At 70.5% G+C, this 19065-nt stretch carries 14 protein-coding genes and 1 pseudogene; 4 read left to right on the top strand and 11 right to left on the bottom strand.

What is annotated here, in order from left to right; all coding sequences use genetic code 11:
• Positions 1-167 precede the first annotated feature (167 nt).
• The 3 genes and pseudogenes from QI554_RS25125 to bioB all read right to left on the bottom strand — a co-directional run bounded on the left by QI554_RS25125 (position 168) and on the right by bioB (position 2680).
• Positions 168-851 carry a hypothetical protein gene (locus QI554_RS25125; protein ID WP_281472580.1) on the bottom strand — a complete coding sequence of 228 codons (684 nt, stop codon included), beginning with the start codon at positions 849-851 and terminating at the stop codon, positions 168-170.
• A gap of 460 nt (positions 852-1311) precedes the next feature.
• Positions 1312-1622, bottom strand: a pseudogene (locus QI554_RS25120) (aminotransferase class III-fold pyridoxal phosphate-dependent enzyme); the annotation flags it as partial.
• Positions 1619-2680, bottom strand: coding sequence for a biotin synthase BioB (gene bioB, locus QI554_RS25115; protein ID WP_281472578.1), 1062 nt, complete (start codon positions 2678-2680; stop codon positions 1619-1621). The gene bioB and the pseudogene QI554_RS25120, both read right to left, overlap by 4 nt.
• A gap of 409 nt (positions 2681-3089) precedes the next feature.
• Here bioB and QI554_RS25110 point away from each other — a divergent pair, with 409 nt between their 5' ends.
• A complete protein-coding gene (locus QI554_RS25110) occupies positions 3090-3635 on the top strand; it encodes a cysteine hydrolase family protein (RefSeq protein ID WP_281472576.1) in 546 nt (181 codons plus the stop codon).
• Between the two features lie 108 nt (positions 3636-3743).
• Here the strand turns inward: QI554_RS25110 and QI554_RS25105 are convergent, their stop codons facing one another.
• The 3 genes from QI554_RS25105 to QI554_RS43595 form a co-directional block, all read right to left on the bottom strand.
• Complete coding sequence (locus QI554_RS25105) at positions 3744-4403, bottom strand: integrase core domain-containing protein (RefSeq protein ID WP_281472740.1); 660 nt, start codon at positions 4401-4403, stop codon at positions 3744-3746.
• 177 nt (positions 4404-4580) lie between these two features.
• Positions 4581-5117 (bottom strand): hypothetical protein, encoded by a 537-nt coding sequence (locus QI554_RS25100; protein WP_281472575.1) that lies wholly within the window; start codon positions 5115-5117, stop codon positions 4581-4583.
• A gap of 9 nt (positions 5118-5126) precedes the next feature.
• Entirely contained in the window at positions 5127-5495 is a 369-nt protein-coding gene (locus tag QI554_RS43595; protein ID WP_425528049.1) for an HNH/endonuclease VII fold putative polymorphic toxin, read from the bottom strand.
• 722 nt (positions 5496-6217) lie between these two features.
• On the opposite strand from QI554_RS43595, the gene QI554_RS43590 reads away from it, so the two are divergent.
• Positions 6218-6379: a hypothetical protein gene (locus tag QI554_RS43590; protein ID WP_425528045.1), complete on the top strand. Its 162-nt coding sequence runs from the start codon at positions 6218-6220 to the stop codon at positions 6377-6379.
• 895 nt (positions 6380-7274) lie between these two features.
• On the opposite strand, the gene QI554_RS25090 is transcribed toward QI554_RS43590, so the two are convergent.
• From QI554_RS25090 to QI554_RS25080, 3 genes are all read right to left on the bottom strand, one after another.
• The gene (locus tag QI554_RS25090; protein ID WP_281472738.1) at positions 7275-7982 is read right to left on the bottom strand and encodes an SGNH/GDSL hydrolase family protein; all 708 of its coding nucleotides are present in this window, start codon (positions 7980-7982) and stop codon (positions 7275-7277) included.
• Positions 7983-8169: 187 nt separating this feature from the next.
• Positions 8170-10986 carry an alpha-L-rhamnosidase gene (locus QI554_RS25085; protein ID WP_281472571.1) on the bottom strand — a complete coding sequence of 939 codons (2817 nt, stop codon included), beginning with the start codon at positions 10984-10986 and terminating at the stop codon, positions 8170-8172.
• 256 nt (positions 10987-11242) lie between these two features.
• The gene (locus QI554_RS25080; protein ID WP_281472570.1) at positions 11243-11854 is read right to left on the bottom strand and encodes a TetR/AcrR family transcriptional regulator; all 612 of its coding nucleotides are present in this window, start codon (positions 11852-11854) and stop codon (positions 11243-11245) included.
• Between the two features lie 130 nt (positions 11855-11984).
• Between QI554_RS25080 and QI554_RS25075 the strand changes: the two genes are divergently transcribed.
• Positions 11985-13595 carry an ABC transporter substrate-binding protein gene (locus tag QI554_RS25075; protein ID WP_281472568.1) on the top strand — a complete coding sequence of 537 codons (1611 nt, stop codon included), beginning with the start codon at positions 11985-11987 and terminating at the stop codon, positions 13593-13595.
• Positions 13596-13674: 79 nt separating this feature from the next.
• On the opposite strand, the gene QI554_RS25070 is transcribed toward QI554_RS25075, so the two are convergent.
• On the bottom strand, positions 13675-15279 hold the full coding sequence (locus QI554_RS25070; protein ID WP_281472567.1) for an ABC transporter substrate-binding protein: 1605 nt from the start codon (positions 15277-15279) through the stop codon (positions 13675-13677).
• 201 nt (positions 15280-15480) lie between these two features.
• On the bottom strand, positions 15481-17727 hold the full coding sequence (locus QI554_RS25065) for a glycoside hydrolase family 3 C-terminal domain-containing protein (RefSeq protein WP_281472565.1): 2247 nt from the start codon (positions 17725-17727) through the stop codon (positions 15481-15483).
• A 199-nt stretch (positions 17728-17926) separates the two neighbouring features.
• Here QI554_RS25065 and QI554_RS25060 point away from each other — a divergent pair, with 199 nt between their 5' ends.
• Complete coding sequence (locus QI554_RS25060; protein ID WP_281472564.1) at positions 17927-18949, top strand: LacI family DNA-binding transcriptional regulator; 1023 nt, start codon at positions 17927-17929, stop codon at positions 18947-18949.
• The last annotated feature ends 116 nt before the right edge of the window (positions 18950-19065 follow it).

Raw genomic sequence — 19065 nt, 5'->3', positions numbered from 1 at the left:
GGACGCGGACGGAGCGGACCGTCGGTGGGCGTCCGGGTCGTTTCGGGCGGGAGGCGGCCGCGTGGCGGCGGCGGACAAAGCCGACGGTGCCGTCGGCTTCGTCGGTTCGGGGTCCACGCGCTCGCGGGAACCCCGAACCGAACACAACAGCGCGCCCGGGCGGGTGCCTACCGCAGGACGGGCCTGCCCTCATGCACCGCCTCCAGGATCTCCAGGTTTTTGCAGAATCTGTCCTCGTAGAGGAACTCAGGGAGGACCGCCTCCGCCACGCCGGCGACCTTGGCTTCCCCGTCGAGGTAGACATCGGCATTGGCTCCCTCGGCGTACTCGTTCAGGTGCCCGCGAATACAGGTGTCGGTCGCGGGTTTGTCGGCGAAGTAGATACAGCCCCGGCCGCCCATCTCAAGCCAGGTATGGGCAGACACCGGCCCCTTGACGACGAGGGCGGCCGGGTCGTACAGCGACGTCGCGAGAAGGTTCCGGACGGTCAAAGACCGGTCGACGAACAGCAAACTGTCCCAGAGACACACCAGATCCTGTGCCACGACCGAGCCGGTTACGTAGAGCGTCGTGTAGACGTCCGCGTTGCAAAAGGTGATGGGACCGTTGACGGTCAGGTCGCCGTCGATGACGTAGACCGTGTCCTCGTCCTCGCCGGGCGCGTTGCCCAGTGCCAGTGCACCGTCGATCGTCAGGTCGCCGCGGTGGACGTAGAAATGCTCGGGTTCCTCACCGAAATACTCGTCGACATCCCAGCTGTCGCGGTTGCTCGCTTCGGCCATGTCGTACTGCTCCAGCGCCTCCTCAACCGGCACGGCATCCCAGTTCACGGCGGGCGATTCGAGAAACACGCTTCTCCCTTTCGACAGTGGGTCATCGGCGGGTGGTCGCCGCCGTAGCGTTCGATAGCTGCCGGGATCCTCCCTCACAGCTACGACAGCGTGCCGACGGGCGATCCGAGTGAAGGTCACTGGCGTGGCACATGCGAGATGACGGCCGGCGCCGGGACTGTGAAACTGGCTGCGTTGCGGACCGAGGCCAGGCCCAAACTGCAAGCGGACCTGTTCGCGGTGCTGGAGGGGCCGCTGCTCCGGCGCAGCTCGCAGGCCAACACCGCATTTTCGGAGGCCCTGTTGCCACGGTGGTACGCGGTCGCGGCGGGCGAGTCCAACCGTGAGCGTGACTGCCTCGCGAACATGCACGGGAACGCGGACGGCGGCCGATCCGGGCACGCGTGTACCCGTCGGACACGACCGATGCCAAGTGGCGCGGTGCGCTTCCCGGTCGACAACGGGATCAAGTGGCGGGCGATGCCATCTCCAGCAGCGTGTTCGCGAGCCGGATCGCCGGCTCGTGGGTCGGCCCGCCGAACATGACGTGGCTCATCCGCCCCATCTGGTCGCGGACGGCCGCGTCGATCACCGGGTGCGCGTAGCCGTGCACCGCCGCCCACCACGACGACATCCCGTCGATCAACTCCCTGACACCGTCGACGGGTTCGGCCGGGCGAAGACGTGCACCGGAGCCGACTCGACGAGTCGCGGCCGGGACGTCCCGGGCATCGGCGCGTACGGATGCCACACGTGCTCGCGGTTCAGGTCGAGCAGCTCGGCGGCCCTCATGCGTTGGCCGGCAGGTCGCTGCCCGCACCCCGGCGCCGGATCGCGACCAGGTCGTGGCGGGCGTCCGGCAGCGTCCGCTCGTCGGCGCCCTCGATCACGAAGCCCGCGTCGGCGATCATCTGCCGGTCGTCCGCGCCCGGTTGGCCCTCGCTGGTCAGGTAGTCGCCGAGGAACATCGAGTTGGCCAGGTGCAGCGCGAGCGACTGCAGGCCGCGCAGGTGGATCTCCCGTCCGCCGGCCAGCCGCACCTCGACGTCGGGGAACACGAAGCGGAACAACGCCAGGATCCGCAGGCAACGCTCCGGCGTCAGCTCCCAGTTGTCCGCGAGCGGTGTGCCCTTGAACGGGATGAGGAAGTTGACCGGCACCGAGTCCGGATCCAACTCCTTGAGCGCGAAGGCCAGATCGACGATGTCGTCGTCGCTCTCCCCCATTCCGAGGATCGCCCCGGAGCAAGGGGAGAGGCCTGCGTGGCCGGCCCGGCGGAGGGTGTCCGTGCGGTCGGCGAACGTGTGCGTCGAGCAGATCTCCGAATAGCGGGCCTCGCTGGTATTGAGGTTGTGGCTGTACGCGTGCGCCCCCGCCGCCGCCAGTCGCTCCGCCTGGCCGTCGGCCAGCAGGCCCAGGCACACACAGACCTCGACGTCCGGGCTGTCCGCCTTCACGGCCGCGATGGTGTCCTCGATCCGGGTGATGTCCCGGTCGCCCGGGCCGCGTCCGCTGGCCACCAGGCACACCCGCTTGGCGCCCGCCCGCACCGCCTGACCGGCGGTCTCGGCGGCCTCCTCCGGGGTGATCCACGAGTACTTGAGGATCTCGGCCGACGAGCCGAGGCGCTGCGAACAGTAGGAGCAGTCCTCCGGGCACAGCCCGCTCTTCATGTTGATGATCGTGTTGAGCTTCACCCGCCGGCCGAAGAAGTGCCGCCGTACCCGGGCCCCGGCGGCCACCACGTCGAGGAGTTCGTCCGGGCCGGCGAGCACGGCCAGCGCCTCCTCGCGGGAGGGGGTCTCGCCGCGCAGTGCCTTGTCCGCCAGGTCGTCCAAGGAAGTCGTCATGCGTGCCAGCCTCACCGAGCACCGACTGGCCCAACAATGAAGCGGTCCAACAAGATCGCCACCCGCACTCTGTCCGGGTCCACGCCCCCGTGAGGGGATCCGGATGGCAGCATGAGGGACCCCGCGACGCATGTGCCTCCGCGCGACTCTTCCTCCTCGAGGGAGTGGACGCGTCTCCGGGGGTGCCACGGCGTCGGTTGACGGCCTCGTGAGGGTGGGCGGCGAAGTAGTACTCCCACACACCCGGTTCACCTGCGGATATCCACACCGCCGACGAACTGCCCACCCGCGTCTGTGCGGTCGTCCCCCTGGAGCAGGCCGCCGACGCGCGGGAGCGGCGGAACCGCCTGCACACCGGGCCGCGAGGTTAGAGTCGAGATGATCAACAGAAGAACCGAAGGGGCCCCGCATGACCACGGCACTGATCATCGGCGACGTCCAGCAAGGCATCACCAGCAACTACCCGTTCGCCCAAGGCGTCATGCCGCAGCTCACCGAGCTGCTCCCGCGTGCCCGCGCCGCCGGCGCGCTCGTCGTGTTCGTCCAATTCGGCTTCCGGCCCAACGGGGCCGACCTGCCGCCGGACAGCGCACTCCTGAGGTCCTTCTACGAAGCCGGGGACACGTTCCACGCCGGATCGCCCGCCACCGAGATAGCCCTGCCCGTCGCCGCCGAGGACGTCGTCGTCATGAAGCGCCGCGCCAGCGCCTTCGCCGGCACGGACCTCGACTTCGTGCTTCGAGCACGCCGCGTCGACTCGCTCGCGATCGCCGGAGTCGCCACCAGCGCCATGGTCACCGCGACGGCATACGACGCTGCGGACCGCGGCTACCAGGTGACCGTGCTGCGCGACGGTTGCGCCGACGGCGACGCGGCGATGCACGACTTCTTCATGGACACCGTGTTTCCCAGCCGAGGCTTCGACGTCGTGCCCTGCGCCGACTGGTGCCACTAACCACAGCCCTACAGGCTTGAGCATGCCGACCGCAGGGCCCGCTACCTGACCGGGCGGCATGTCTCCCTGTCCTGGTCGAAAACTCGGCACCGGGCTGGACCTGCGGTCTTATGCAGCTGACTGATACTCGTTGAGTGGCCCTCCGAGGACTCGGTGTCGGCGCATTCGGTCGAGTGGCGCCGGGAACGTAAGTAAGTCTCGCAACCGCTGGAGTTCGTCGGGGTCGGTGATCGGTTCGGGGGCTGGCTGCAGCGGCGCCGCCTGGTGGAGTGCCCGGTGCGGTCGGTGCCCGTTGTAGTGCCGTTCGAACTCGCGCAGCGCGTGGAGTAGATGACGCTGGTTCCAGATCAGTGTGCGGTCGAGGAGTTCGTGGCGGCGGGTGCGGACCCAGTGCTCCATCCCCCCGTTCGTGCGGGGCGTGCGCACTGCGGTCAGGACGGTGGGCGGGCGTCCGGGCCGCTTGGTGCGGGACGCCGCCGCGTGCCGGCGGCGCACAAGGTCACGGTGCCAGCGGAGCACCGTGTCGGGGTGGACGGTCAGGCGCATCCCGCGGAGTGCGTCGCGCGGCTCCGGGTGCAGCGGCGCGGCGAGCCATGCCCGGTCAGCCGGGGTGAACCGTACCCGCCGCTCTCCGAGCCGGCGTTCGAGGACGGTGAGCTGATGGTGGAGGGCGAGGATTTCGGCGTCCTTGTCGCGGGCGCTCATCGGCAGCAGCCGCAGCGCGGCGAACGCGTTCGTGACGGCGAGGTAGGTGAGTCGAAGCAGCACGGATGATGTTGCCGCAGCCGTGACGATGCCCGTGATCCAGGTCGGCCGGATCATCCGAGCGCAGCCGCTGCAGAGGCTCCTACCTGCGCGGATGAAGTTCTCGGCACCCACAGGTATCACTACCGCCGTCTCCGAGGCGGCCGGAGGCAACCGGCTCCACCTCTGAACCCGGTGTGATCACTCGGTCTGCCCGGATCGGCGACGCAGGAACTCCACACGCTCGCGGAGCGTCATGCCGGCCATGGCGATCGCGTCCGGATGCGGTTCTTGCGGACGGGTCCACTGGGGAGGCACCTGCGCGCGGACGATCCAGATCCCGTCCTCCTCGTCGGTCGCGCCGCACACGACCCGGCTGTCGAGGGACATGGCGAGGAACTCCGGGTACCTGTGCAGCCCGCTCGTTCTCGTCAGGTTTTCGGCCAGCCGCGCGGCCGGGGTCCACCGAACGTGTGCCCAGCCGGAGGCCCCGGCACCCGGCACCGCGAGTAGGAACTCGCCGTGCTCATCGAGCAGTTCCGCCTCTCGTGCCAGCCGCAGCCACGCGGCGTCGACCACGGTGTCGCGGTCGGGCCCGTCGTCGGGTACCACCAAGGTCGGTTCCACCGAGATTCCGGTGAGCAACCGCCACGCCACTTCCGCCGTCGGCAGCGTGCCGTCCTCGGCGGGGCCGATCACGGTGAGGCCGGCCGCCGCCAGAAGCGACATGTCGGTCATGATCAGCCCCTAGTCATAGAAGAGGTGGTGGTCGCCGCCCCACGGTTTGTCGATCTTGCCATACCTCTCAAAGGGTGCCTCGTGGGTAGTACCGTCTGGATATGAGCCATTAAATGCCGCTTGCGAGTTGTCCCATCCGAAGTTGACCCCCTGCCGGGTAGCGTCATTTTTGGGCTGACCCGCGTGGAAGTGCGGGCCGGCCGGGTCGTCGGTGTGCTCGACGACGACCCGTGAGCCGTTCGGCGTTTCGAATTGCTGGAACGTTCCCCAGTGTTCGGGCTTGGACGAGTAGAAGTAGCCGGGCGTGTTCTTCTTGGTGATGTCTCCCACGACCTGCCATTCCGCGTCGGGCGTTGCTCCGGGCCGCACGCCCGCCATGTCGTAGGCAGCGTCCATCGCCTGTTGACGGGTGGGGTACGGGTTGCCCTTGTCGCCGAGTGCGTAGTTTGACGCGGCCAGCCCGAGAGGGTCGACCCACACCATGGGGTTGGCGACGTAGGCGTGGTGATTGGGGGCGGCCCACAGTCCGAACGGGTCGGGTGCGACGTAGGCGCCGACGCCGGGTCGTAGGGGCGGTGCAGATTGTCGAACAGGCCCGTCTCGGCATCCCGGTACTGTCCGGGGAAGCCGAGCGGAGGTCCGGACTGACCGCCGCCCCACAGGCCCGGCCCGCGACGCCAGACGCTTGCCCCGTCCGAGTCCAGCATGCGCGTGGGCGCGCCGGTGAGGTCGCTGACGATGGCGTGGAACTCGCGGTCGATGCGGCCCTGTTCACCGTCCGCATCGATGCGTGCCGTCCGTGTCTGTCCGACCACGTCCCAGGTGCCCGGGCGGTGGTCCCAGCTCAGCGCCCTGCCGTCCGCTGTGATCTGCTCGATGAGGTGGACCCCGTCCCACACGAAGTCGATGCGGTCCAGCGCCTCGCCGTCGGGTGTGTGGCACTGCTTGGCGATCCGGCGTCCCAACGGGTCGTACTGGTAGGTCCAGACCCGTCCGCGGTCGTCGACCGCCGAGGTCAGCCGATCGCTCGCGCTCCAGGTGAACGTCCAGGTCCGGGTCTTCCCGGACAGTGTCTTGGAGGACCGACGCACCAAGCGCCCTTGGGCGTCGTGCTCATAGACGGTGCGGCCGGCGCGGCGCGGCAGAGTGCCGCGGAACTGCCGTGCGCCACTGAGCGACTCGTCGAGTTCGGCGCCGTCACCGGTGGCTTCGGCGTGCGTGAGGTTGCCGAGCGCGTCGTACGCGTAGCGTTCACGCCATGACCGGCCGTCCACTCCCGTGACCCGGCCCACCGGATCGAGGGCGAAAGTCGCGCGCCCGAGTTCGGAGTCGTCGACCACGACCGGGATACCGTCCTCCCGGTAGGTGAAGGTGCGGCGGTGGAGTTCCCGCGCGCCGGCCTCTGGGCTCAAAGCGGCGGTGACCGGGTCCATCGGTGCGTCGCGGCGCAGTATCTGTGCGCTCAGCCGCCCCGCCGTGTCCCATTCCTGCGCGAGTACCACGCCGTCGCCGAACTTCCGGGATGTCTCTCGTCCCAGCGCGTCGTATCCGAATCGGACCGCGTGTCCGGATCCGACGAGTTCGCGTACCCGGCCGCAGGCGTCGTAGTCCCAGGTGCTGATATGGCCGGACGGGTTCTCCCGGCGCACGCGGCGGCCCGCGGCGTCGTAACGCGTGTCAACGCGGCGGCCGTTGACGATCTCGGCGGTGACTCGACCGCGTGCATCGTGTTCGAAGGCCAGCTCGGCGTCCGGGTTGGAGGCGGCCGTGAGCCGCCCCGAGACGTCGTAGGTGAACATCGTGGACTGCCCGGTCGACACGTCGGTTTCGCGGATGAGGCGGCCTATGGGGTCGCGCTCGAAGTCGAGTCGGCCGCCGGCCGCGTCGAACCGGGAGGCAAGCTGTCCCGCGGCGTCCAGGACGTAGTGCTGAGCACGGCCGTTGAAGTCGCACTCGCCGATCAGGCGCCCGACCGCGTCGTACGTGTACGTCCAGGTGCTGCCGTCCGGCGCGCGAACCGAGGACAGGCGCAGTTCGGTGTCGTAGTCGAAGGTGTACCGGGCGCCAGAGGCGTCGGTGCGCGCACGTGGCTTGTCGAAATAGGTGACTTCGTAGCGCTCGACTCCGCCAGCCGGGAGCGAGCAGGCTCCGGGGGACTTACAGCTGGCCAGGTGCGCTGCGGGGCGTGTCCAGGTGCCGCACGATGGCGTCGGCGACAGCGTGCATGCCATGGGCGTTCGGGTGGAACGGCGCGATCCTTCGGAGATCGCGGAGCCGGGGAGGGAAGCCTGTGACCCACGGTTCGGACGACCCCAGCGTGTGGTCCCGGCTGAGCGAGCTGATCGGAACCAGCTCCGCTGCCGTGCGTTCGGCGGCGAGGGCGAAGAGACGGTCGACCTGGTGCCCGAGGGCGCGCAGCTTCGCGAGGGACTCCTGGGGCAGGGGCACATTCGGGCCGGGGCGGGTGTCCGGCCCGAGAACCGTGAGGTAGTCGACGAGAAGGACGCGGGCTCCAGGAGCGCGATCCCGGGCCCCGATGACGACGCGGACGAGGGCCGCCGCAGCTCGGTCGAGGTCCTCCTCCGTGGGTTCGGGCACGGTTGCCGTGGGCAGCACCGCGCGCAACGGCCTCGTCCAGCGGCGGGTGGACAGACGCCCGGCGAAGCCGGCGGCGAACATGGCGCTTGCGTAGTTCAGATCGTTGCCGCCGACCGTGATGGTGACGAGATCGGCGTCCTCGGGGACCGTCGCCGTAGTGGCTCCGGACACTGTGAGGTCTGTCAGCCGTGCGCCCAACCGCCGGGCGAGCAGGCGCGGGTAGTTCCCTGCGGAACGCGCTGCCGCCTTGTTGGCGGTCGGCTCGATGCCCGGGCCTGCCGCGAACGAACTGCCCAGCGCCGCGATGTGGCGGTATCGGGGGTCCAGCGGTCCTCCTTCGACAGTCGGCTTGCCTGTGGCGTGCTGTGCTCCGGTGGGGGATATGGGCCGGGAGCGCGGCGCACACAGCGCGCCGGCTCCCGGTCCTGTACCGGGTCCGGTTGGGTTGCCTCGCTCAGATCTCGGCCAGCCGCTGTTCGAGTTCCGCGAGCCAGGCGTCGCCTTCGGCGAAGAACCCGGCGAGTTGTCGGGGGCTGACCTCGGCGTACCCGGCGCCGCCGGTGGACTCGGTGTCCATGTGGGCAGCAGCCTCCGGCCAGTGGCGGGTCAGGGTCTCGCGCAGGATCTCCATGGCTTGCGGGTGGTCGAGCATTTCGGACATCGGGGTGTCCACGGTGAGCGGCGCTCGAGCGGCGTATTCGGGCAGGGCGACCGTCCAGGTGTGCTGCCCGGATCCCACGGTGACCATCGGCTGGCCGTCGGGGAGTTGGACGTCGGCCGTGGTGTTCGGCGGAACGTCGGCTTCGACGGTCACAGAGTCCCCGTCGCGGCGCCACGCCACCGACGCGGGTCCATAGGGGGTGCGCAGTTCGGCGCTCGCGTGGGTGAGGCCGCCACCGGGCCGCGGGGCGATCCGGAGGCGTCGGTAACCGGGTTCGGCCGCGTCCAGGCCCGCGACGGTGCGGTAGAGCCAGTCGACGACCGCGCCGAGGGCGTAGTGGTTGAACGAGGTCATGCCGCTGGAGTTGAGGGTCCCGTCGGGACGCAGGCTGTCCCAGCGCTCCCAGATGGTCGTGCCGCCCTGGACGACGGTGTAGAGCCAGGACGGGCATTCCTGCTGGAGCAGCAGGCGGTACGCGGCGTCCAGGTGCCCGTGGTCCGCCAGCGCGTCGCACATCAGCGGCGTGCCCACGAACCCGGTGCCGATGCGGTAGCCGTTCTCGCGGAGCAGGGCGGCGAGCCGATCGGCGGCGCGGACGCGCTGTTCCTCGCGGGGGAGCAGACCGAACTGCAGGGCGAGCGCGTAGGCGGTCTGCGCGTCGGGGATCACCCGCCCGTTGGCGGTCGTGTACTCGGCCTGGAACGCGGCACGGACCCGGGCGGCCAGGTCGGCGTAGTGCGCCGCCTCCTTCTCCCTGCCGAGGATTTCCGCGGCGTCGGCGACGATCTGAGCCGAGCGCGCGAAGTACGCGGTGGCGACGACGTCCGGCGGGGTCTTGCCGGCCTGCGGCTGCTCCGGGGGTGCGGTCGGGTCGAGCCAGTCGCCGAACTGGAAGCCGGAGTTCCACAGCAGGTCCGGCCCGGCCAGCTCCGCGACCTTGTCGACCCAGGCGCGCATGCTGTCGAACTGGGCGTCGAGCACGCCCGCGTCGCCGTACCGGAGGTAGAGCGTCCACGGCACGATCGTGGCCGCGTCGCCCCACGCCGCGGTGGGCAGGTCCGAGCCGGACGCCGCGGCTTTGGGGACGATGAACGGGACGGTGCCGTCCGCGCCCTGCTCCACGGCGAGGTCGGCGAGCCACGACGCGAGGAACCCGGCGCTGTCGTACAACTGGCAGGCGGTGGGGGCGAAGGCCTGGATGTCGCCGGTCCACCCCAGGCGCTCGTCGCGCTGCGGGCAGTCCGTGGGCACGTCGACGAAGTTGCCGCGCATGCTCCACACGGCGTTTTCGTGGAGGCGGTTGACCAGGTCGTCCGAGCAGGTGAACCGGCCTGTGCGGGCCATGTCCGAGTGGACCACGACGGCACGCACGTGGGCCGGGTCGAAGTCGCCCGGCCAGCCGGTGATTTCGGCGTAACGGAAGCCGTGGAAGGTGAAGCGCGGCTCCCAGGTCTCCGCGCCTCCGCCGCGCAGGATGTACCGGTCGGTGGCCTCGGCGGTGCGCAACGGTTCGGTGGCCAGCTCGCCGTCCTGGAGCACCTCGGCGTGGCGCAGCACGAGCTCCTGGCCGGCCTCGCCGTCGACGGTCACCCCCAGCCACCCCACGAGGTTCTGGCCGAAGTCGACGATGGTCTTGCCGGACGGGGAGGTGGTCACCACTACCGGCGCGAGCTCTTCGGTGGGGCGGACCGGCGGGCCCACCGGGGCGGACAGCCGGGCCAGGTCGTACGCCTCAGCCCGGACGCCCCGCCAGGAGTCCGGGCTGACCCGCGCGTCGTAGGTCTCGCCGTCGTACAGGCTCGCGCGGCGGACGGGGCCGTGCGCGGCCTGCCAGCTGCCGTCCTCGCCGGTGACGACGACCACGACGGTGCCGTCCTCGTGGGTGATCTCCAGCTGGGCGAGCAGGGCGAGCCGTTCGCCGTACAGCGCGCGCTTGCCCTCGAAGCCGAGTCGGCCGCGGTACCAGCCGTCGGCGAGGGTGACGGTCAGCTCGTTCGGGCCAGTGCGCAGCAGATCAGTGACGTCGTAGGTCTGGTAGCGCAGGCGCTGGCCGTACGGGGTCCATCCCGGCGCCAGTACGGTGTCGCCTACCCGCACGCCGTTGAGCTCGGCCTCGTAAAGGCCGAGTGCCGTGGCGTAGAGGCGAGCGGATCGCACCGGGCCGTCGACATCGAAGCGGCGCTTCAGGACCGGGCACGGGTTGTCGCGCGAGGTGTCCTCGGTCCAGTCCGGCGTGACGAACCGCGCGCTCCAGTCGGCTTCTTCGAGCAGGCCGGCCTCGGCCCAGGCAGTGTCGCTCCACGGTGACCAGGCTTGGTGCGCGTCCGCCCCGGCGACCCGCACGCGCACGCCGACCCGCTGACGGGAGACGAGGTCCGCGAACGGCCACGGCACCAGAACCGACGCGTCCGATCGCTGGACGACCGACTCTCCGGGCGTGCCGTCGGCGGCGATGAGCTGGAGCTCGTAGGCGTGCTGCCGCCAGTCCGGTGTGCCTGTGTCGGAGACCCAGGACAGCCGGGGCCGCGGCAGGCCGATGCCCAGGGCCTCGCCCGTGTGCTCGAACGTCACGGGGGCGACGGCGAGCGTCGGCGTGGGCGATTCCGTCATGTAGTGCTCCTCGGCATCGGGCGATGCGGCGCGTGCGGTCGTCGTGCGAGTGTCAGGAAACGAGATTGAAACGTTTCGATTGGCGTGACGGTAGGCGAAAATCCTGCCTTGGGCAAGGCGTGGTCCCCTCGATTGGCGGCCTGGCGAAGAAACCTGGCGCTCTTCTGCTTTTGCATCTAAGCTGCGCGTCCGAGCCGCGGAATGAATCGTTCCAGTCAGGCGTGTGGCACATCGGTGCCGCCTTGTGGTGCCGGCGTCAGCCTGAGCCGGGGCTCGTGATCATCGTGACCAGCCCGTCCACGACCCGGAGCATGTCCACGCTCGGGTCGACCAGCCACTGCATCTGGAGGCCGTCTATCGCAGCGATGACCAGCCGTGAAAGCTCGTCCGCGCCGATGTCGGCGCGAGCCCGGCCGTCCGCCTGCATCGCCTCGAGGCCGCGGCTCAGCGCCTCGTGCAGGCCCGCGTAGCGGCGGGCGAAGTACGGGCCGGCCCGATGCCCCGGATCCGCGGCCGCGGCGGTCATCGCCACGTACAGCCGCACCAGGCCGGGGACCCCCATGTTGTGCTCGACGGTGCGGACGACCGCCTCCAGAGAGTCGGACACCCCTTCGGCGGCCTCCGTGGACTCACGGTCCCGCTCGTCGATCACGGCGAGGAACAGTTCTTCGCGCGTCCCGAAGTAATGCGTCAGCCCGGTCGCGGTCAGACCCACACGGTCGGCGATCTGGCGTAGCGACGCTTTGCGGTCGCCCTCGACCGCGAACACCTCCAGCGCGGTGCGCAGGATCTGCGCGCGCCGGGCCTCGCCCTTGGGATAGCGGCGGCGGGGTCCGGGCGCCTTGGCGGCGGGTTCGGTGTTCGGCACGAGAAAACCGTAGTGGAACAGGTTTCATCCGCGCCGCGGCTCGCCCACGACAGCCACAGCTCGGCCGTTCCGGCCGCGCCCGGAGCGGCGGCACGCGCGTGTCGCCGCCGTATCGAATGGTCTCAGTCACGTGTTCTCACGCTTTGGTACGCGACACCTGAACGGCGTCACCCGCGCGGGCCGCAGGAGGCTCCCGCGCGGCAGGGCCCTGGTGTCGGCGGCCGTGCTGGTCTCGGTCGCGGCCTGCGGGTCCGGAGACACCGGCACCCCGAACGCCTTCGGCACACCGACGTCCGGCGGTGCGCTGCGTCTCGCGCTGATCGCCGACCCTCCGGCGCTCGATCCGTTCACCGCTTCGAACTTCGCCGTCGCCTGGGGCAACCTGCTCTCGGCGATCTACGACCCGTTGGTCTGGTCCGACCCCACCACCGGCGCTGTGCGCCCGCATCTCGCCGAGAGCCTCACGCCGGACAACACGGCGCGCGTGTGGACACTGACCCTGCGGCCGGGCGTGGAGTTCTCGGACGGCGCGCCGTTCGACGCCGCGGCCGTCAAGGCGAACTGGGAGCTGCACGCCGACCCGAAGACAGGATCGGCCTACGCCGCCGGTGCGGTCGGCCTCAAGCTCACCGTCTCCGACGCACTGCACCTCGTCATCGAACTACCTTCCCCGAACGCGAACTTCGATCGTGCCGTCGCCAGCGGTCTGAACTACATCGCCTCGCCGCGAGCACTCGGCGACCTGACCGCGCTGCGCACCCACCCGGTCGGCGCCGGTCCCTTCGTCCTCGCGGGACGCGACCCCGGCAAGAGCCTGACCCTGCGGCGGAACCCCCGGTACTGGCAGCCCGGGCGGCCCTACCTCGACGAGATCGACGCACAGGTCCAGCTCCCCGGGCGGACCGTCCCGGACGCGATCGACGCGGGCGACGCCGACCTCGGTGAGGTCACGGACCCCGCCGTCGAGAAGGCGGCCAAGAAGGCGGGTCTCGGACTGGTCAGCCTCAACCTCAACGGTGGGCTCATGGTGGTGTTCAACACCCGCAAGGCCCCGTTCAACGACCCCGCCGCCCGCCAGGCGGTGGTGGACAGCATGAGCGCGAACGAGATCAACGACCGGTTCCACCAGGGCGCCGGCACGCCGGCCCACGGGATCTTCGACTCCACGTCCCCACTGGCGAACATCCAGCTCGCGCCGCGCGAGAACGACCCGGAGAAGGCGCGCGCGGCGTTCGACCGGTTGACCTCCGGGGGGACGCGGCCCTTCGTCTTTTCGTTCATGACGACGGGGAGCACGCCCGGAACGCTCGAGGAGGAGACGCTGTACATGCAGCAGCAGGTCCAGCGATTCCCGGGCGTCACGATGCGCGCCGAGAGCGTCGACGTGGCGACGCTGACCCGACGGCTGATCGCCGGCGACTTCGACATGGCGCTGTCGGCGTTGTGGATGAACGACCCCGAGCCGAACCTGTTCGACTTCCTGCGTCCGGGCAGTCCCGCCAACCTGACCGGCTACACGAACCCCGTCGTCACCGAGGCGATGAACGCGGCCCGCCTGACCACGCAGACCGATCAGCGCTACGACGCCTATCTGCGGGCCCAGGTGCAGCTCAACAAGGACCTGCCGTTCTGGGTCTACCAAGAGGCGGTGAACGACGTGGTGTTCGGGCCGCGGGTGACGGGCGTCGAGGTCCTCGGCGACGGCGTGCTCCTGTTCGACCGGGTCGGTTTCCGCCGCTAGCGGTGCCGCCCGGCACAGCTGAGGCCGCGCCCCTCCGTCGGAGGGGCGCGGCCGTCGCCGAGGAAGCCGCGGGCCCGCGCTACGCCTTGAGGCCGAGCCGGTCCATGAAGAACACGCCGGCGTTGTAGTGCTCGATGCCCGTCACCTTCGAGCCGTACACGACGCCGGTGTCGGATTCGGCGTACGCCCACAGCGGGACGTCCGCGACGATCGCCTTCTGCAGCTCCGCGTAGGCCTGCTTGCGGACCGCCGGGTCGGTGCTCGCCCGCCCGGCGGCGAGGGCGGCGTCGGCCTGCGGGTTGTTCCAGCCGCTCAGGTTGAACAGGCTCTGCGACTGCCAGTAGCTGTACAGCATCGGCTCCGGGTCCACGGCCCAGATCTGGGTCAGGGTGGCCTGGTAGTCGCGTTGCACGGCGTACTTGACGATGTACTGGCCGATCTCCAGCGGCTCGATACGCATCGAGATGTTCTGGAACTCCTTGAGGCGGCTCTGCATGAATTCCGCGACCGCGATGGACGACGGGTTCTGCGGCACCAGGTAGGCGAAGTCGACCTTCTTGCCCTCGGCGGCGAGTTCGTCGAGCAGGCGCTGCGCCTCGGCCTTGTTCTGCGCCGGCTGGACGACCGCCGGGTCGGCGAACGGCCCCGCGGCGGTGAAGACGCTCTTGGCGGGCACGTACCCGTTGTTGAGGGTCTTCGGGATGTCCGCCGGGTCCAGCGCCAGGGTGAGTGCCTTGCGGGCGCGCAGGTCGTCGAACGGCGGCTTGCGCAGGTTGAACTGCACGATCTGCCCGCCGTCGGTCTTGAACTCGGCGAGGTTCAGGTCCTTGCGGGCCTGGTCGAGGACGCGTCCGTCGGAGCTGAGGAAAAGGTCGGCCTGGCCGGCCTTGACCGTGTTGAACTGCTGCTTGATGTCGGGCACGTTCTTGATGACGAGCCGGTCCAGCTTGGGCAGGCCCTTGTCCTTCTGCCAGTAGGTGGGGTTCCGGTCGAAGTCCTGTTCGGAAGCGCGCGTCCAGGCCTTGAGGACGAACGGGCCCGCGCCGATCGGTTCGGCGCCGTACGTGTCAGGCCCCTTGGCGATCGCCGACGGCGCCATGATGTAGGTCAGTTCGGAGGCGATCGCGCGGTCCAGGTTGGGGTTCGGGGCGCCCAGCGGGGTCAGCTTGAGGGTGAGGCCGTCCACGACCTCGGTCTTCATGCCGATGGCGACGGCGATGTGCACCGAACGCGTCGCGGGGTTGGCGTGTGTGTCGTAGTTGAGCTTGACCGCCGCGGCGTCGAACGGGGTCCCGTCGCTGAACACGACTCCGGGACGCAGCTTCATCGTCCAGGTGGCGCCGTTGTCGGCGGTGGTCAGCGACTCGCCCAGGTGCGGCGTGACGCTCCTGGTCTTCGGGTCGATGACGAACAGCGGGTCGTACAGCGCGGCCATACGCGGCTCGTCCGCCAGCGCGACGTTGGACACCCGGAAGGGGTCGAGCGACGCGGAGTCCTGGACGGCCAGCATGGTCAGCGTGCCGCCCGATTTGGCGGGGGCGGTGTTGCCGCCGCCTGCTTTGCCGCTGCCGTCTCCTCCGCACGCGCTGGCGGCCAGGGCCAGGGTGAGCAGGCCCGCCACGGCCGCGAGGCGGCCGGGGGAGCGTCGGTGGGTCGGCGGGTGTGCGGTCGGTCTCGATGCCACGCGTGTCTCCTGATGACGGGGTCGAAGCAGCCGGAGGGGACGCCTCGACGGCGGTGCCGTGGGTCGCGACCACGAGGTGACGACATATTTAACGTAAGCAATACACATTTTCTAGAGGCGGCACTGCCCGGCGGTGCGGAAAAGCCCGATGCCCGGCGGCCCCTCGCCTTCGCGGGACCGTCGGGCATCGGGCTGGGAGCGTCAGCCCTCGTGAGACAGGCCGATGAGTGCCTCGAGATGCTCCGTGGTGACGATGTGAGCGATGAAGCCGACGAACTGGCGCATGGGCATCGAGTCGACCATGCGCATCATGCGCGCGTTTTCCTCAGCCTCCTCGGGGCTCTGCTCGGGCATGCCCTGGGCGAGTCGGCCCATGAGCTCGGGGCCGACGACAGGGTGGCTGAACCAGTCGTTCACTGTGGAGTCCAGCGACAGCGGTCGGACGATCGCGTCGCCCGCGAGGGTCAGCGACGTCTCCGCCGCGATGTCCACCGCGTTCCGGCCGACCTGGATGCGGTAGTCGCCGCCGGCGACCGTCCAGCCGCCCTGGACGATGTCGTAGTAGGCGAACGCCCGCCGGTCCAGCGCGAGTTCCACCGTGCGGGACTCGCCCGGCGCCAAGGCGACCTTGGTGAAGGCGCGCAGCTCCCGGGTGGGCCTGCGCACAGGTCCGGCGGTGGTCGCGACGTACACCTGGACGACGTGCTTGCCCGCGCGGCTGCCGGTGTTGGCCACAGTGACCGACGCCGTCGCGGTGTCGTCGCCGGTGAGCGTGGCGGTGACCTCGCGGGTCTCGAACGTGGTGTAGCTCAGGCCGTGGCCGAACGGGTACCGGACCGGCAACTCGACGCTGTTGTAGTGGCGGTAACCGACCATGACGCCCTCGCCGTAGCGGACATGGCCGTTCTCGCCGGGGAAGTTCAGGTAGCTCGGATTGTCCTGGAGCCGCATCGGGATGGTCTCGGCGAGGTGCCCCGACGGGTTGGCCGCGCCGAACAGGACGTCGGCGATCGCGCCGCCCCCGGCCTGCCCGAGCAGCCAGCCCTCGACGATCGCGTCGACCTCGTCGTGCCAGCCCTCAAGGGAGACGACGCCGCCGTTCGAGAGCACCACCACGGTACGGGCGGCAGCGGCGGCTACGGCGCGGATGACCTCCACCTGCGCCGCGGGCAGGTCCAGCGTCTCGCGGTCATATCCCTCCGACTCGTCGCGTTCGTCGAGGCCCGCGAAGACCACCGCGACGTCGGCCGCACGGGCTGCGGAGGCCGCCTCGGCGAGCAGTGCCTGCGCGTCCGCCGACGCGTCCAGGGCGTATCCGCGGGCATAGGAGACCGCGTTCCCCTCGTCGGCAGCGAGCGCGCGGATCGCGTCCACGGCGGCGGTGGTCCGCGTCGTGTTGATGTGCGAGCTGCCGCCGCCCTGGAACCGCGGCGCGGCGGCGAACTCGCCGATCACCGCGATCCGGGCGTCGGGCGAGAGGGGCAGCGCGCCGCCTTCGTTCCGCAGCAGGACCACGCACTCCGCGGCGAGTTCGCGGGCCAGGGCGTGGTGTTCCTCTTCCTTGTCCTTGAGGCCGTTGGTCGCGTCGGCGACCAGGCCGCTCAGCGCGAGCACCCGGGCCACGCTGCGGTCGACGACATCCTCGCCCAGTTCTCCGCTGCGGACGGCCTCGACGATCTTCACCGTGCCCGTGCCGTCGTCTGCCGGCATCGCGAGGTCCAGGCCCGCGGCCAGGGCGGCGACGCGGTCGCCGACCGCGCCCCAGTCGGAGACGACCAGGCCGTCGAAGCCCCATTCCTCGCGCAGGACTTCGGTCAGCAGCCAGTGGTTCTCCGAGGCGGGAACGCCGTTGATCCGGTTGTAGGAGCACATCACCGTCGCCGGCTGTGCTTCGGTGACCACCCGCTCGAAGGCGGGCAGGTAGATCTCCCGCAGGGCCCGCTCGTCGACATCCGCGCTGATGCGCATGCGCTCGTGCTCTTGGTTGTTGGCCGCGAAGTGCTTGACGGAGGCGCCGACGCTTTCGCTCTGCATCGCCTGCACGTGCGCGGTGGCCAGCACGCCGGACAGCAGCGGGTCCTCCGAGTAGTACTCGAAGTTGCGGCCGCACAGGGGAGAGCGCTTGATGTTGACGCCAGGTCCGAGCACCACGTGGATTCCGTACGACCGTGCTTCGTGGGCGACGGCGGCACCGACGCGCGCCGCGACGTCGGGGTCCCAGCTGGAGCCCACGGCGACGGCCGGGGGGAAGCAGGTCGCCGGAAGGCTCGCGTTGATGCCCAGATGGTCTGCGGCGGCGTCGGGCGGCCGGACGCCGTGCGGCCCGTCGACCAGCACGATCGACGGGACGCCTGCGGTTTCCACGGGGTTGGTCGTGCTGAAGTCCCGCCCGGTGAGCAGCGAGGCCTTCTCGTCGAGGCTGAGGGAGTCGGGGGTGACGTCGGGCACCGGGGAGTCCTTTCGGGGGCGGGGCGGCGTGGACCGCGCGTCCCCCTCGTGGCGGCGCGAGGAGAGGGCCGGGGCTGCGCCTCGACGCCGGATGGATGGTGCCGCGAGGTGGTAGCTAGCGCGCGCTAGTCGCCGATGTCGGGTACGTTATGCTGCCGAGCTAGCACGCGCAAGCGGCCCTGAGGAGCAAGGGGGATCCGTGCCCGAATCGGCACCGCCGCGCCGGGTCACGGCGGCGGACATCGCCAGGACCGTCGGCGTCTCCCGCGCGACGGTCGGGTTCGTCCTGAACAACACGCCGGGCCAGACCATCTCCGAGGGCACCCGCGCGCGGGTCATGGAGGCGGCCGCCCGGCTGGGCTACCGGCCCAACAAGGCCGCCACGGCGCTCGCCGGCGGCCGCAGCCGGATCGTCCTGCTGATGCTGCCCGACTGGCCCGCCGACTTCAGCGTGCGGACGTACCTGGAGGAGGCGTCCCGGGCACTGGACGAGGCCGGGTATTCGCTCGTGACCCAGACGCACTCGGCCGCGCGCGTCGCCCGGCCGCTCTGGGAAGCGCTGAACCCCGACGTCGTCATCGGGTGGGCCCGATTCGACGATGACGACGTCGCCTCCATGCGGGCCGCCGGGATCACCCGCATCGTGCCGCGCCCGGACGTGCAGGTCCCGCTCGACGAGGCGCCCGGGGTCGCCGAAGGGGCCCGGTTGCAGGTGGACCATCTGTGCGACCTGGGGCACCGCCGACTCGCGTTCGCGGCGGCGGCCGACCCTCGGATCGGGGACCTGGTCCAGGCCCGGGCCTCCGCCGCGGAGCGGCAGGCCGGTGTCCGCGGCGTCGACCTGGTCGACGTGCGAGCCGTGGCCCACGCGGACGGGTCGGCGGCGGAGGCGGTGCGCGACTGGCGTGCCGCCGGCGTCACCGGAGTCGTCGCGTACAACGACGACGTCGCGGCGGCTGTGGTGGGTGCCGCGGTGCGGGCCGGGCTGCGCGTCCCCGGCGACCTGGCAGTGATCGGACACGACGACAGCCCGCTGGCCGCGCTGTTCGTGCCGTCACTGTCGAGCGTGCGGATGGACGCGGTGCAGGCCGGCCGGTTCCTGGCCGAGCTGGCCCTGCGCGAGGCGGAGGACCGGCCGATCTCACCGATGCGCTACGAGCCTGAGACACATCTGGTCGTCCGCGAGTCGACCGCCGGAGAGACGGATGTGGGCATCCTCTGACGAGGGCCGGGGCGGCGCGGCACGCGAGCCGCGCCGCCCCACGCCGGCTCAGTCGAGGATGTGGTCCGCCGGATCGGGCGAGCGCAACATCGTCCAGTAGTCGACCAGCCGCCCCG

The organism is Yinghuangia seranimata (assembly GCF_029953285.1).
GTDB classification, from domain to species: domain Bacteria; phylum Actinomycetota; class Actinomycetes; order Streptomycetales; family Streptomycetaceae; genus Yinghuangia; species Yinghuangia seranimata.
This window is presented reverse-complemented; position numbering and strand designations above follow the sequence as displayed.